The organism is Mizugakiibacter sp., assembly GCF_039680435.1.
Taxonomy (GTDB): Bacteria; Pseudomonadota; Gammaproteobacteria; order Xanthomonadales; family Rhodanobacteraceae; genus Mizugakiibacter.
In genome coordinates this window covers 63,599-77,442 of the sequence record NZ_JBDKSX010000060.1, presented here as the reverse complement: position 1 = coordinate 77,442, position 13,844 = coordinate 63,599, and the positions used below count along the sequence as shown (strand labels likewise).

Here is a 13,844-nt window from a genome sequence, read left to right as displayed (position 1 = left end):
CCGCCGCCGCCCGACCGGAAGGTTCCGACGCCGCGGCTGTCCCGGGAATCGCGTCATGCAAATTCGCGCCGACGAACTCGCGTCTGCCGTCGCCGCTCCGCGGCGCAGCGGTACCGTCTTCCCGATCCTGGGAGCGATCAGCTTCTCGCACCTGCTCAACGACATGATCCAGTCGTTGATCCTGGCGATCTATCCGCTGCTGAAGGACGGCTTCGCGCTCAGCTTCGCGCAGGTCGGCCTGATCACGCTGACCTTCCAGCTTACCGCCTCGCTGCTGCAGCCGGTGGTCGGGCTGTACACCGACCGCCGGCCGATGCCGTATTCGCTGCCGGTCGGCATGGGCTTCACGCTGACCGGCCTGCTGCTGCTGGCGACGGTGGGCACGTTCCCGATGCTGCTGGTCGCCGCGGCGCTGATCGGCAGCGGCTCGTCGGTGTTCCATCCGGAATCCTCGCGCGTGGCGCGGCTCGCCTCCGGCGGCCGCCACGGCCTGGCGCAGTCGGTGTTCCAGGTCGGCGGCAACCTAGGCTCTTCGCTGGGTCCGCTGCTGGCGGCGTGGATCGTGGTGCCGCGCGGCCGCGGCAGCGTCGCCTGGTTCGCCCTGGCCGCGCTGCTGGCGATCGTGGTGCTGCTGCAGGTCGGCGGCTGGTACCGCGACCACATGGCCGAACGCGCCAAGCGTCCGCGCGTCGCCGAGCATGCGCATCCGACGCTGCCGCGGCGCGTGGTCGCGCAGTCGCTGGCGGTGCTGTTCGCGCTGGTGTTCTCGAAGTACTTCTACCTTGCCAGCATCAGCAGCTACTTCACCTTCTACCTGATCCACAAGTTCGGCCTGTCGGTGCAGGACGCGCAGTTGCACCTGTTCGTGTTCCTGGCCGCGGTGGCGGCGGGCACGCTGATCGGCGGCCCGGTCGGCGACCGCATCGGCCGCAAGTACGTGATCTGGGGCTCGATCCTCGGCGTCGCGCCGTTCACGCTGATGCTGCCGCACGCCGGCCTGGCGATGACCGGCGTGCTGACGGTGATCATCGGCGTGATCCTGGCGTCGGCGTTCTCGGCGATCCTGGTCTACGCGCAGGAGCTGATCCCCGGCCGCGTCGGCGCGATCTCCGGCCTGTTCTTCGGACTCGCCTTCGGCATGGGCGGCATCGGCGCCGCGGTGCTGGGCCAGCTCGCCGACCACCACGGCATCGAGTTCGTCTACCGCCTGTGCGCGTTCCTGCCGTTGCTCGGCATCCTCACGGTGTTCCTGCCGAGCCTGGAGCGCCCGCGCCGCGCGGCGTGAGCGGCGACGCGGGGCCGTCGTAGTAGGCGCGCACGCGGCGGTCCATCACGCGGCGCCACAGCGGCGGCAGCAGCGCGAGCAGGAACATCGCCGCGTAGCCGGCGGGCAGTTGCGGACTTTCGTCGTGGTGGCGCAGCACCTGATAGCGGCGCCGTGCATGCGCATGGTGGTCCGAGTGGCGTTGCAGATGGAACAGCAGCCAGTTGGTCAGGCGCGCGCTGGAGTTCCAGGAATGGCGATGGTCGACGCGCTCGTAACGGCCGGGCGCGGTCTCGCGACGGCGCAGCCCGTAGTGCTCGACGTAATTGATCACCTCCAGACTGGCGGCGGCGACCAGCCCGCTGGCCAGGAAGAACAGCGCGCCGGCGACGCCAAACCCGAGGGCGTAGGCGGCGAGCATGGCCAGCCACAGCGCGTTCCAGCGCAGCAGCTCGTTGTGCGGCGAGACGACGGCCTGGCCGCGCGCACGCAGCCGCGCGGCCTCCAGCCGCCAGGCGGCGACGGCATTGCGCAGCAGGGCGCGCGGCAGGAAGGCATACAACGAGCGTCCCAGCGGTGCCGAGGAAGCATCCGCCGGCGTCGCCACATGCACGTGGTGGCCGCGCACGTGTTCGATCTTGAAGCCCACGTAGCCGACGCTGGCGAGCAGCACGCCGCCGAGGAACGGTTCGAGGCGTCCGGGCTTGTGGATCAGCTCGTGCGCCACGTTGATCGCGAGGATGCCGCCGAGCACGCCGCACGACAGCAGCCAGCCGAGCCGTCCCGCCGGCCCGGCGGCCATGCCGCGTAACGCGCCGCGCACCACGCCTGCAGCGCCAGCCAGGCCGGCACGCACAGCCAGGTCAGCCAGCGGAAAACGCGCGCCTCCTCGCGAGCGTGGGCCTCGGCCGGCGACGGGTTGTGCCGGTCCTGCCCGATCAGCGCGTCGGCCAGCGGCACCAGCCCGAACACGACCACCATCGGCAGCCAGGCGGCGAGGCCGGGCGCGAGCCCGGCGTCCGCCAGACCCGCGGCTGCCGGCGGCAGCAGGACGAGGACGAACACGGCGAGGTAACCGAGGTCGCGCGCTTGCATGGCGGCCAATGTAAGCCCGTCGCCGCCCGCCGCGCCACGCGGGTCAGACGATCACCGGCTCCGGTTCGAGGGTCACGCCGAAGCGCGCGCGCACGCCTTCGCGCACGCGCTCGGCCAGCGCCCACAGTTCGGCGCCGCTGGCGCGGCCGTGGTTGACCAGCACCAGGGCGTGCCGGTTGGAAATGCCCGCATCACCCTCACGCAAACCCTTGAAACCGCAGGCTTCGATCATCCACGCGGCGGACAGTTTGGCGGCGCCGTCGGCGGTCGGCCATAGCGGCAAGGCGGGGTGCTCGCGCTTCAGCGCTTCGGCCTGGACCGCGGGCACGCGCGGGTTCTTGAAGAAGCTGCCGGCGTTGGCGATGACCGCCGGGTCGGGCAGCTTGCGCGTGCGCAGGTGCACCACCGCCTCGGCGACGTGGTAGGGCGCGGGCTTGTCCACGCCCATCGCCGCCAGTTCCTCGCGCACGCCGGCGTAATCCAGCTTCAGCGCGTGCGCATGCGGCAGGTCGAACTCGACGGCGACCACCACCCAGCGCTGCGGCTCGCGCTTGAACACGGAGTCGCGGTAGGCGAACGCGCAGGCGGCGCGGTCGAGGCGCACGGTAGCGCCGGTGCGGCGATCGAACGCCTCCACCGCGTGCACGAATTCGCCGGCCTCGACGCCATAGGCGCCGATGTTCTGGATCGGCGCGGCGCCGACCGTGCCGGGAATCAGGATCAGGTTCTCCAGCCCGGCGAAACCTTGGCCCAGCGACCAGCGCACGAAGTCGTCCCAGCGCTCGCCGGCGGCGACGCGCACGCGCGCGACGCCGTCGCGTTCTTCCAGCACCTCGACGCCGTGGGTGACGAGTTGCACGACGGTGCCGGGATAGTCGCGGGTGAACAGCACGTTGGAGCCTTCGCCCAGCACCAGCACGCGGCCGTCGCGCAGTGCCGGCTGCGCGAACAGGCCGGGCAGGACGGTGGCGTCGTGCACTTCGGCCAGCAGCGCCGCGCGCGCGGCGACGCGCAGCGTGTTGCGGCTGGCCAGCGGCGCGTCCTCGGTCAGCGCGTAGCCGCCCATGTCGACGCGCTCAGGCCGCATCGGCGTGCGTCCGCAGGGTGCGGATCGCCTCCACGCATTCGCCGATCAGTTCCGGGCCGCGGAACACCAGGCCGGTGTAGCACTGCACCAGCGCGGCGCCGGCGCGGATCTTGGCCGCGGCATCGTCGCCGCCGAGGATGCCGCCGACGCCGACCAGCGGGATGCGGTCGCCGAGGCGCTCGGCCATGCCGCGCAGCACGGCGGTGGACCTGGCGAACACCGGGCGTCCGGACAGGCCGCCGCCTTCCTGCGCCAGCGGATGGCCGGCGATGGCGTCGCGGTCGATGGTGGTGTTGGTGCAGATCAGCCCGTCGACGCCGACCTGCAGCAGCGCCTCGGCGATGCCGTCCTGCTCGGCTTCGGTGAGGTCCGGCGCGATCTTCAGCAGCATCGGCCGGTAGCGGCCGTGCTGCACGGTCAGCCGCTCCTGCGCGTCGCGCAGCGTGCCGATCAGGCGTTTCAGCGCCTCCTCGCCCTGCAGGTCGCGCAGCCCCTGCGTGTTCGGCGAGGAGATGTTGACGGTAACGTAGCTGGCGCGGGCGTACACGCGTTCGAGGCAGGCGAGGTAGTCGTCGGCGGCGCGCGCGTTCGGCGTGTCCTTGTTCTTGCCGATGTTGATGCCGAGCACGCCGTCGTAGCGGGCGCGCTCGACGTTGCGCACCAGCGCGTCGACGCCGTCGTTGTTGAAGCCCATGCGGTTGATCACCGCCTGGTGTTCCGGCAGGCGGAACATGCGCGGCTTCGGGTTGCCGGGCTGCGGCCGCGGCGTGACCGTGCCGACCTCGACGAAGCCGAAGCCCAGCGCGGCCAGCGCGTCGACATGCGCGCCGTTCTTGTCCAGGCCGGCGGCGAGGCCGACCGGGTTGGCGAATTCCAGCCCGAATGCGCGCGTCGGCAGCGGCGCCGGGCGCGTCGCCAGCAGCGCGTTCAGGCCGGTGCGGTAGGCGGATTCGATGCCGATCAGGCCGAGATCGTGCGCGCGCTCGGCGTCGAGGCAGAACAGCAGTGGGCGGGCGAGTGCGTACAAGGAGCGGTCAACCGTGGAAGAAATGCGCGAACCAGACCAGGCCGCCGAAGAACAGGAAAGCGCTGACGACGGCGAGGATCGCCGCGGCGAGATGCAGCCAGCCGAGCACCAGCCCGGCGACCGCCATGCCGTCGCCCTCCAGCTCGCCGCGGCTCCGGCGGATCTCGCTGCGCGCCATGTGCCCGCAGACCACCGCGATCAGCGCGCCGATCACCGGCAGCGCGAACCAGCACAGCAGGCCGAACACCAGGCTGACCACGGCGAGGGTGCTGGTGCGGCGGGCGGGCAGTGGCGTGCTCATGGCGATGGTCTCCCCGGAACCATTGGATGGTCGTCATTCCCGCGCAAGCGGGAAGCCATTGTGCCGTCCGTTGCGGCTTTCCGCTTGCATGAGGAAGCCGCCGGACGACAGGTCGCCTGCACGCAGGCTCCTGCCACGGGCGCTGTCCGGATTCCGGAGGCGCGCCGGATGACACACGTCGCGTAGGGTGGGCTTCAGCCCACCGTATCGACATCATGCCGCGCATGCGGTGGGCCAAGGCCCACCTACGCGATCGTGCCTTTCCGGATCCAGAATCCCGTCAGAAATCGAACTTGATGCCCTGCGCCAGCGGCAGCGCGTCCGACCAGTTGATGGTGTTGGTCTGGCGGCGCATGTACGCCTTCCACGCGTCGGAACCCGACTCGCGGCCGCCGCCGGTTTCCTTCTCGCCGCCGAAGGCGCCGCCGATCTCGGCGCCGGAGGTGCCGATGTTGACGTTGGCGATGCCGCAGTCGGAGCCGGCCGCCGACAGGAAGCGCTCGGAGGCCTTCACGTTCTGCGTGAAGATCGCCGAGGACAATCCCTGCGGCACGGCGTTCTGCATCTCGACCGCCTCGTCCAGCGTCTTGAACGGCAGCACGTACAGAATCGGCGCGAAGGTCTCGGTCTGCACCACCTCGTCGGAATTCTTCAGGCCGGTGACGATGGTCGGCAGCACGAAGTTGCCCGGACGGTCGCTCAGCGCCTTGCCGCCGGTGACGACGGTGCCGCCCGCCGCCTTGGCCCTCTCGACCGCGGCGAGGTAGCGCTGCACGGCGCCCTTGTCGGTCAGCGGACCCATCAGCGTCTTCGGATCGGTGGGATCGCCGATCTTCGTCTCGACCTGCTTGTAGGCGGCGGCCAGCTTCTCGACCACCGCGCCGACGATCGACTCGTGCACGATCAGGCGACGCGTGCTGGTGCAGCGCTGGCCGGCGGTGCCGACCGCGCCGAACACGATCGCCGGGATCGCCAGTTTCAGGTCGGCGCTCTCGTCGAGGATGATCGCGTTGTTGCCGCCCAGCTCCAGCAGCGAGCGGCCCATGCGCTGCGCCACGCGCACGCCGACCTGGCGGCCGACCGCGGTGGAGCCGGTGAAGCTGATCAGCGGGATGCGGTGGTCGTCGACGAACTTCGCCGCCAGCTCGGTGCCGGCGTCGTTGAACAGGAAGAACAGGTCGGGGAAGCCGCCGGCGCGCAGCGCCTCGTTGCAGATCTTCATGGTGGCGACCGCCGACAGCGGCACCTTCGGCGACGGCTTCCAGATGCAGATGTCGCCGCAGATCGCGGCGAGGAAGCTGTTCCACGCCCACACCGCGACCGGGAAGTTGAACGCGGAGATGATGCCGACCAGGCCGAGCGGGTGCCACTGCTCGTACATGCGGTGGCCGGGGCGCTCGGAGTGCATGCTGTAGCCGTACAGCATGCGGCTCTGGCCGACGGCGAAGTCGGCGATGTCGATCATCTCCTGCACTTCGCCGTCGCCTTCCGGCTTGATCTTGCCCATCTCCAGCGCGACCAGCGAGCCGAGCGCGTCCTTGTGCCGGCGCAGCGCCTCGCCGCACAGGCGCACCGCCTCGCCGCGCTTCGGCGCCGGCGTCGCGCGCCAGGCCTTGAACGCCTCCTGCGCGCGCCGGACGATCGTCTCGTAGTCGGCCGCCGAGCTCGCGTACACCTTGGCGATCACCGCGTCGGTGGCCGGGTTGACCGGCGCGAGCACGCCGGCGTCGGTGGTCTTCGACCACTCGCCGTTGCCGAGGTAGGTGCCGGAGTTGGTCTCGGCGAGGCCGAGCGCCTTGAGGATCTGCTGCGACATGGGAGCTCCTGCGGGAAACGGGCGGACGCGAGGCGCCGCGTAAAGCCGCAAGTTTAGCAGAGGCGCGGAAGCGGCTCGCTGCACGTGGCCCGCCGGGCGGGGACGCGCATGGCGGCGTCCGCCGCGAGCCCGACGCGGGAAAACGTGGCGACCCCGACAGGATTTGAACCTGTGACCTCGCCCTTAGGAGGGGCGCGCTCTATCCAGCTGAGCTACGGGGCCGGCCCGACTATTGTGCGTGGACGTTGCCGCAAAGCCAATCCGTGCCGGTTGTTGACCTCGCTCAATAACCGCCGCGCCGCGCCGTCTAGCCTCGATGCGGTGTCCGCAGCAGCAGGCCTTGCCGCCGCAGATGCGGAAATCCGACGGTCGCGTTTCCTGACGCGGCCGAACATTCGACCCGGAGGTTGTCATGACGCAGTTGGCTCGCTGGAATCCATTCAAAACCCTGTCCCGCATCGATCCGTCGATGGACTTCGAGGACATGTTCCGCAACGTCGGCATGCGCCCGTTCTGGCGCGAGATGGAGCCCACGCCCGACATGCGCATGGACGTGATCGAGGAGGACAAGTCCTACCGCGTCAACGCCGAGATCCCCGGCGTGAAGAAGGAAGACATCGAGGTGTCGGTGGAAGGCAATCGCGTGACCATCAGCGCCGAGGTCAAGCGCGAGACCGAGAAGAAGGGTGAGTCCGAGGTCTGCCAGGAACGCTACTACGGCAAGGTGCTGCGCGGTTTCGCGCTGCCGGCCGAAGTGGACAGCACCAAGGTCGAGGCGCACTACGACAACGGCGTGCTGTCGCTGACGCTGCCCAAGAAGGGCAACGGTCACGGCCGCAGGATCGCGGTCAGCTGAGCGCAACCGACACGCAGGGATTGCGCGCCGCGTCGCCGCCGTAGCGGTGGCGCGAGCGCGCGGCGCGCAGACAGTCCGGGGCGCACGCGCCGCCGGTCGTGACGGGCGCGCAGGCGGTGGACGGGTGCGGCGGAACGCGTGGGGAGCGGTTCCCTCTCAGGGGGCCGCAGGCGAGCAGGGCAGGTGCAGGGTGGCGACGAAGCCGCCGCCATGGGCATTGCGCAGATCGAGCCGGCCACCGTGCAGCTCGGCGGCGCGCATCGCGATGCTGAGGCCAAGCCCGGTGCCCGCGTTGCTGCGCGCGCGGTCGCCGCGCAGGAAAGGACGGCCGAGCTGACCGAGCAGTTCCGGCGGCACGCCGGGGCCGTGGTCGGACACGCTCACGAGGATGCCGTGCGCATCACTGTCCAGCGCGACCCGGAACGGCGCCGCGCCGTGGCGTTCGGCGTTGTCCATCAGGTTGCCGATCGCGCGGCGCAGCAGGCTGGGCCGTACCTGGGCGGGAAGTTGCGCAGGGCCGTCGAACTGCCAGTCGTCGGGCTGCCCGCGCAGGGCCAGCAGCTGGCCGGCCAGGGTGGCGATATCGACCTCGCGCGTCGCCTCGTCGCGGCCGTCGCGCACGAAGGCGAGGCACTGCTCGAGCGCGCCGTCGAGCTGTTCCAGGTCGGCGACCATCGCCGCGCGCCGCTGCGGATCGCCGGCGTCGCCCAGCTCCAGCGCCAGGCGCAGCCGCGCCAGCGGCGTGCGCAAGTCGTGCGAGATGCCGGCCAGCATCAGCTCGCGCTCGCGCGCGACGCCGCGCAGGCGTGCGCCGGCCTGGCCGATGGCGTCGGCGAGGCGACGCACCTCGCGCGGACTGCCGGTGAGGGTGTCGTGCACCGGCGCGCCGGCGAGCAGCGCTTCCGCGCGGACGGCCAACCGCTCCAGTGGCCGCGTCAGCAGACGCGCGGCGAGCGCCGCCGCCGCCAGCGCCATCAGGCCGGCGATCAGCGCGGTCAGCAGCATCGACTGGATCACCGCACGGCGGTAGCTGGCCGCGCGCAGCACGATCCAGCGCCGCGGATCGTGCGCGCTGCGCACCCAGACCTGCGATTCGGGCGTCTGCGTCACGGCCACCCGCGCGGGATCGCCCAGCAGGCGGCCGACGGTGCGTCCGACTTCCAGCAGCGCGGGCGCGACGCGGATCGTCGGCGCGGGCGGTTGCTGCGTCGAGAAGCGCGCGCCGGCGCGTTCCAGTTCGGCCAGGGTGGCCGCCGAGCCCGCGTTGCGGCGCGCGTCCACGTCGTCGGCGGCGAGCGCGGCGACCACGATCAGGCGGCCGTAGGTCTCGCCGACCATGTGCAGCCTGGCGCGCGTGGACAGCAGGCCGGACAGGCCCAGCGCCAGCAGCAGCGCCAGCGCCACCAGCGCCAGCACCAGCGCGAACGTGCTCGGGCCGCGTTTCACGGCGGGTTCCTCGCGGACACGGATCCGTCGGGCACGAACACGTAGCCTTCGCCCCACACCGTCTGCAGCCAGCGCGGTTGGCGCGGGTCGTCCTCGAGGTAGCGGCGCAGGCGCGACACCATCACGTCGACGCTGCGGTCGAATGCTTCGTGGTCGCGTCCCCGCGCCAGCGCAATCAGGCGCTCGCGGCTGAGCGTCTCGAACGGATGTGCGGCCAGCGCCGCCAGCACCGCGAATTCGCCGCTGGTCAGCCTGATCGGCGTCTCGCCGTCCAGCAATTGCCGTGTAGCCGGGTCGAAGCGGAATCGGCCGAAGCGCACCGTCGCCAGCGCGGCCTGCGGCGCGCCCGCCGGCGCGCGCGGACGCCGGCGCAGCACGGCGCGGATGCGCGCCACCAGCTCGCGCGGACTGCACGGCTTGGGCAGGTAATCGTCGGCGCCGATCTCCAGACCGACGATGCGGTCTACCTCGTCGCCTTTGGCGGTGAGCATGATCACCGGCGTCTCGACGCCCTCGGCGCGCAATGTGCGGCACAGTTCCAGGCCGTCGGCGTCGGGCAGCATCAGGTCCAGCACGATCAGGTCGACGTGGTGCTCCGCCAGCGCGCGCCGCATCGCCGCCGCATGCGCCGCGCCGCGCACGTGGAAGCCCTGCTGGCCGAGGTAGCGCTCGAGCAGGTCGCGCAGGCGCAGGTCGTCGTCGACGACGAGGATGTGGGCGGTTTCCATGGGCGCGGACTATGTCGTGTGCCCGGAACGCCGGCAAGCGCGGCGTGGCAGGGTATGTAAGCGGATGTTTCCGGACTGCCTTGCGGAAACAGGCGCTGACATCCTGCGCTCGTCCGGAAACACCTCGGCGGCGGCATTGGGGAACGATGGCGGCGCGTCGCGGACCGGGCGGTTCGCCGGCGCACCCATCACCCGTCGAGGAACCCGCCATGTCGAATTCGCCGATGATCCGCCTTGTCCCGCTCGCCGTCGTCTGCGCAGCCGCGCTGGCGATGGCGCAACCGTCCGCCGCCGGCGCGTGGCAAGCCGCGGGTTCGCGGCGCACCGCCGGCGGCGGCGCACAAACCGGGCACGCCATCGCGGCGCGCGGTGCGGCGGGCAAACGCGGCATCCACGTCGGCGGTACCCGCTTCAACGGCGACGGCAGCGTGACCCACGTCAGCGGCGGCGCCTACGTTGGGCCCGGCGGCACGGCGCGCGCCGGCCGCGTCACCACGCGCGAGGCCGACGGCACCATCGTCCACCAGGGCGGCCACACGGTCGCCGGTGCCGACGGCGGCAGCGACAGCGGCCGCAACAGCTACACGCGCAACGCGGACGGATCCTCCCAGCCCATCTACCAGAACAGCTTCAACACAGCAGCGGCCGGCAGCTTCTCCAGCAGCGGCAGCACATCGCGCAGCGCCGACGGCCAGCGCAGCAGCAGCCGCCAGACCACGGCCAGCGGCGCGAAGGGCAGCTACGCCGGCAGCACCACCGCGGCCGATGGCACCATCACGCACGACAGCACTGTCACCGGCGCCAGCGGCGACACCTATCAGGGCGAGACCAGCTACACCAAAGGCCAGGGCCTCACCCACAGCGGCTCGTGCAAGGATGCGCAGGGCAACCCGATCCAGTGCTGAGCGCCGACCGACATGCGCGATGATGCGAACGGAGGAATCAGGATGACGAAACCGACGATGCTGCTGGCCTGTGTGCTTGCCATGGCCGCGGCCCTGCCGTACCAGACCGCCGCCGCCGGTCCGCTGCGCGATCTGCTGCAGCAGCGGCGCGCGCAGGCGGGCGACCGCGACGGGCCGGCGACGCTGCCGCCCGGCATCCGCGTCGTGCGCGACGTGCCGTACGGCCCCGATCCGCGGCAGCGCATGGATGTCTATGCGCCCGCCCACGCGCAGGACGCGCCGGTGATCTTCATGGTGCACGGCGGCGGCTGGGCGCGTGGCGACAAAGCCATGCGCAGGGTGATCGAGAACAAGGTCGCGCGCTGGGTGCCGCGCGGCTTCGTGCTGATCTCGATCGACTACCGCATGCTGCCGGACACGGCGCCGCTGCAGCAGGCCGACGACGTCGGACGCGCGCTGGCGACGGCGCAGCGGCAGGCGGCATCGTGGGGCGGCGACGGCGCGCGCTTCATCCTGATGGGCCATTCCGCCGGCGCGCACCTGGTGTCGCTGCTCGAGGCCGCGCCGTCGATCGCGACGGCGCAGGGGGCTGCGCCGTGGCTGGGCGTCGTGTCGCTGGACAGCGCGGCCTACGACGTGGCCGCGGTCATGCGGGCGCGGCACATGCGCCTGTTCGACGATGCCTTCGGCAGCAACCCGGACACCTGGGCCGCGGCTTCGCCCGACGTGCGGCTCGACGCCGCGGGCGCGCCGTTCCTTGCCGTGTGCTCCAGCCGTCGCGACAACGCTTGCCCGCAGGCGCAGGGCTTCGTCGCCAAGGCCAGGTCGCTGGGCACGCGCGCGCAGGTGATCGAGGAAGACCTCTCGCACCGCGAGATCAACGAGACGCTGGGAACGGCTTCCGCCTACACCGCGCAGGTCGAGGCGTTCATGCGCAGCCTCGACCCGGCGGTGGCGCGCCTGCTCGACGGTCCCTCGACGGCGACTGCGCCCGGCCGCTGAACGAGGTGGCGCATAAACGAAAACGGCGCGTCACGCTGCGAGCGTCGACGCGCCGTCTTCGTCTGGATGGAAGTGGTGGAGCGGAGGAGGATCGAACTCCCGACCTTCGCATTGCGAACGCGACGCTCTCCCAGCTGAGCTACCGCCCCACGCGAGCCGCGAATATTAGCAGCAGCGCGCGCGCGTCGCCAAGCCCCGTCAGGCCACCTCGAGCACGCGCGCGGCGGGACCGGCGATCGGCGAGATCCAGGCGTCGCTGGCCAGGCCGGCGGCGGCGAAGGCGGCGCGCATCGCCGCGGCTCCGGCGTGCGCTGCGCTCGCGTCGGCGAACCACGCGAACATGCTCGGGCCGGCACCGGACAGGCTGCAGCCCAGCGCGCCGGCGTCGCGCGCCGCCCGCTGCACGGTGGCGAAGCCGGGCACCAGGTCGGCGCGCCGCGGTTCGGCCAGCGCGTCGGCCAGGCCGGCGCGGACCAGCGCGGCGTCGCCGCGCTGGCAGCCGGCCAGCACCAGGGCGAGGTTGGCGGTCTGCTCGACCACGGTCGCCAGCGCGAACGGTTCGCGCAGGCGCTCGCGCGCGACGCGGGTCAGCACGTGCGCGTGCGGGTGCACCAGCACGCAGCGCCACGCGGGCGGCACTTCGATCGGAACCAGCCTGCCGCGCGCGGCCAGCACCAGGCCGCCGAGCAGCAGCGGGCCGACGTTGTCGCCGTTGCGGCCGCCGCTGGCGACCGATTCGCCGCTCAGCGCGTGCTCGAACAGCGCCTCGGCCGGCAGCGGCGCCGGCAGCAGCGCGTTCGCCGCGACCACCGCCGCGACCGCGCTGGCGGCCGAGCCGGCCATGCCGGAAGCGAGCGGGATGCCCTTGCCGATCGACACGGCGTAGCCGTGCTCGATGCCGCACGCGCTGCGCAGCGCCTGCAGCGCGGCGACCGCGGTGTTGCGCGAGTCGCGCGGCAGGTCGTCGACGGTGCCGTGCACGTTCTCGACGCGGACTTCGGGCGCGTCGATGCGGCGCACGCGCACGCTGTCGCCGGGGCCCTCGATGCTGTGGCCGAGGATGTCGAAGCCAACCGCGACGTTGCCGACGCAGGCGGGCGCGAACGCGGTGGCGACGGTCGCCATCTCAGTCCGGCAGCAGCCGCGCCAGACGCGCTTCCAGCGCCTCGCGGCGCCAGCCTTCGAGCAGCTCCGGCCAGGTGCGGGTGACGACGTATTCCTCCAGCGCGCGGCGCGGGCAGAGCAGGCCGCCGGGCAGGTCGAGTTCGACGGCGAGCGCGTCGGTGGCCTGCTTCATCGCCGCCAGCGCGCGCTTGGCTTCGCCCTCGGGCGCGCCCGGGATCGCGGCGGTGGCCTCGATCTCGGCGACGTCGAGCGGGCGCCGCAGCGTGTCGAGCAGGTCGGCGCGCTGTGCCGAGCGCAGTGCGCGCTGGCCCTTGGTGCGCTCGTGCAGCTCGCCCAGCGAACGCGGCGGCTGCTGGCTGAGCGACAGCGCCTGCGCGTCTTCCAGCAGCCACGGGCGCGGCGCATCCTGCGTGCGCGCGGTCGACTCGCGCCAGCGCAGCACGCGGCGCAGCAGCGCCTGCTGCTCGCGCGGCCAGTCGGCGGCGCTGCGGAACGCGCGCTGCGGCTGCGCGTCGCCTTCGCGTGCGCGGCCGCGCTCGACCAGGCGGGCGCAGTCCTCGGCGTGCCAGGCGAGGCGCCCGCGCGCGGCCAGCCGCTCGCGCAGCTCGGCGTGCAGCGCATCGAGATGGTGTACGTCCTGGGCGGCGTATTCGCGCTGCGAGGCGGTGAGCGGGCGCTGCAGCCAGTCCGAGCGGGTCTCGCCCTTGGGCAGTTCGACGCCGGTCACGGCCGCGACCAGCTTCTGGTAGCTGAGCCCGAAGCCCATGCCGGCCATCGCCGCAGCGATCTGCGTGTCGAACAGCCGGATCGGATCGGCGGGCAGCAGCGCGGCCAGCGCTTCGAGATCCTCGCTGGCGCTGTGCATCACGCACGTCGTGCCCGGGTCCGCCAGCCGCGTGCGCAACGCCGCGCCCGGCGCGAAGGCGAGCGGATCGACCAGCGCCGCGTGGCCGTCGGCGGCGAGCTGCAGCAGCGCGAGCTGGGGATAGAAAGTGCTGCGGCGCATGAACTCGGTGTCGAGACCGAGCGGTGCGCCGGCCGGCAGGGCGTCGATGAATGCGGCGAGGGTCGCATCGTCGGCGATCCATGCCGCCTGCGCGGGGTGTCCGGTAATGTGCTGCATGCGCCTCCTGGGGCCCGTTGCCCAACCGCGTGGCATTGCCTATGGTGAACGCCCCACGATAGCAGCGCC

Annotated in this window: 14 protein-coding genes and 2 tRNA genes; 4 read left to right on the top strand and 12 right to left on the bottom strand. The window is 72.1% G+C overall.

Translation table 11 applies throughout. The annotated features are described in order from the left end of the window. The first annotated feature begins 55 nt into the window (after window positions 1-55). Complete coding sequence (locus ABFC67_RS06625) at window positions 56-1,285, top strand: MFS transporter (protein WP_346737205.1); 1,230 nt, start codon at window positions 56-58, stop codon at window positions 1,283-1,285. Here ABFC67_RS06625 and ABFC67_RS06620 read toward each other — a convergent pair. From ABFC67_RS06620 to ABFC67_RS06590, 7 genes are all read right to left on the bottom strand, one after another. Then, window positions 1,239-2,066: an alkane 1-monooxygenase gene (locus ABFC67_RS06620; protein ID WP_346737204.1), complete on the bottom strand. Its 828-nt coding sequence runs from the start codon at window positions 2,064-2,066 to the stop codon at window positions 1,239-1,241. The genes ABFC67_RS06625 and ABFC67_RS06620 overlap by 47 nt on opposite strands. Continuing rightward, window positions 1,976-2,359 (bottom strand): hypothetical protein, encoded by a 384-nt coding sequence (locus ABFC67_RS06615; RefSeq protein ID WP_346737203.1) that lies wholly within the window; start codon window positions 2,357-2,359, stop codon window positions 1,976-1,978. The genes ABFC67_RS06620 and ABFC67_RS06615 overlap by 91 nt, the downstream gene beginning before the upstream one ends. 43 nt (window positions 2,360-2,402) lie before the next feature. Continuing rightward, window positions 2,403-3,446: a UDP-N-acetylmuramate dehydrogenase gene (murB, locus tag ABFC67_RS06610; RefSeq protein ID WP_346737202.1), complete on the bottom strand. Its 1,044-nt coding sequence runs from the start codon at window positions 3,444-3,446 to the stop codon at window positions 2,403-2,405. Then, the gene (locus ABFC67_RS06605; RefSeq protein ID WP_346737201.1) at window positions 3,436-4,473 is read right to left on the bottom strand and encodes a quinone-dependent dihydroorotate dehydrogenase; all 1,038 of its coding nucleotides are present in this window, start codon (window positions 4,471-4,473) and stop codon (window positions 3,436-3,438) included. The genes murB and ABFC67_RS06605 overlap by 11 nt, the downstream gene beginning before the upstream one ends. A gap of 7 nt (window positions 4,474-4,480) precedes the next feature. Continuing rightward, window positions 4,481-4,774 carry a DUF4190 domain-containing protein gene (locus ABFC67_RS06600; RefSeq protein WP_346737200.1) on the bottom strand — a complete coding sequence of 98 codons (294 nt, stop codon included), beginning with the start codon at window positions 4,772-4,774 and terminating at the stop codon, window positions 4,481-4,483. A 280-nt stretch (window positions 4,775-5,054) separates the two neighbouring features. Further along, the gene (locus ABFC67_RS06595; RefSeq protein ID WP_346737199.1) at window positions 5,055-6,590 is read right to left on the bottom strand and encodes an aldehyde dehydrogenase family protein; all 1,536 of its coding nucleotides are present in this window, start codon (window positions 6,588-6,590) and stop codon (window positions 5,055-5,057) included. Window positions 6,591-6,735: 145 nt separating this feature from the next. Beyond that, window positions 6,736-6,812: transfer RNA gene (locus tag ABFC67_RS06590), tRNA-Arg, on the bottom strand. 190 nt (window positions 6,813-7,002) lie between these two features. Here ABFC67_RS06590 and ABFC67_RS06585 point away from each other — a divergent pair. Continuing rightward, entirely contained in the window at window positions 7,003-7,446 is a 444-nt protein-coding gene (locus ABFC67_RS06585; RefSeq protein ID WP_346737198.1) for an Hsp20/alpha crystallin family protein, read from the top strand. Window positions 7,447-7,602: 156 nt separating this feature from the next. On the opposite strand, the gene ABFC67_RS06580 is transcribed toward ABFC67_RS06585, so the two are convergent. Together ABFC67_RS06580 and ompR are read right to left on the bottom strand one after the other, a co-directional pair. Then, a complete protein-coding gene (locus ABFC67_RS06580) occupies window positions 7,603-8,892 on the bottom strand; it encodes an ATP-binding protein (protein WP_346737197.1) in 1,290 nt (429 codons plus the stop codon). Continuing rightward, window positions 8,889-9,620 (bottom strand): two-component system response regulator OmpR, encoded by a 732-nt coding sequence (ompR, locus tag ABFC67_RS06575; protein ID WP_346737196.1) that lies wholly within the window; start codon window positions 9,618-9,620, stop codon window positions 8,889-8,891. Before ompR ends, ABFC67_RS06580 begins: the two co-directional genes overlap by 4 nt. Before the next feature lie 209 nt (window positions 9,621-9,829). Here ompR and ABFC67_RS06570 point away from each other — a divergent pair, with 209 nt between their 5' ends. After that, window positions 9,830-10,525 carry a hypothetical protein gene (locus tag ABFC67_RS06570; RefSeq protein WP_346737195.1) on the top strand — a complete coding sequence of 232 codons (696 nt, stop codon included), beginning with the start codon at window positions 9,830-9,832 and terminating at the stop codon, window positions 10,523-10,525. Between the two features lie 42 nt (window positions 10,526-10,567). Further along, a complete protein-coding gene (locus ABFC67_RS06565; protein ID WP_346737194.1) occupies window positions 10,568-11,527 on the top strand; it encodes an alpha/beta hydrolase in 960 nt (319 codons plus the stop codon). A gap of 73 nt (window positions 11,528-11,600) precedes the next feature. Here ABFC67_RS06565 and ABFC67_RS06560 read toward each other — a convergent pair. The 3 genes from ABFC67_RS06560 to rnd form a co-directional block, all read right to left on the bottom strand. Beyond that, a tRNA-Ala gene (locus tag ABFC67_RS06560) sits at window positions 11,601-11,676 on the bottom strand. A 49-nt stretch (window positions 11,677-11,725) separates the two neighbouring features. Further along, window positions 11,726-12,652: a homoserine kinase gene (locus ABFC67_RS06555; RefSeq protein ID WP_346737193.1), complete on the bottom strand. Its 927-nt coding sequence runs from the start codon at window positions 12,650-12,652 to the stop codon at window positions 11,726-11,728. 1 nt (window position 12,653) lies between these two features. Beyond that, window positions 12,654-13,775 carry a ribonuclease D gene (rnd, locus tag ABFC67_RS06550; protein ID WP_346737192.1) on the bottom strand — a complete coding sequence of 374 codons (1,122 nt, stop codon included), beginning with the start codon at window positions 13,773-13,775 and terminating at the stop codon, window positions 12,654-12,656. Window positions 13,776-13,844 lie beyond the last annotated feature (69 nt).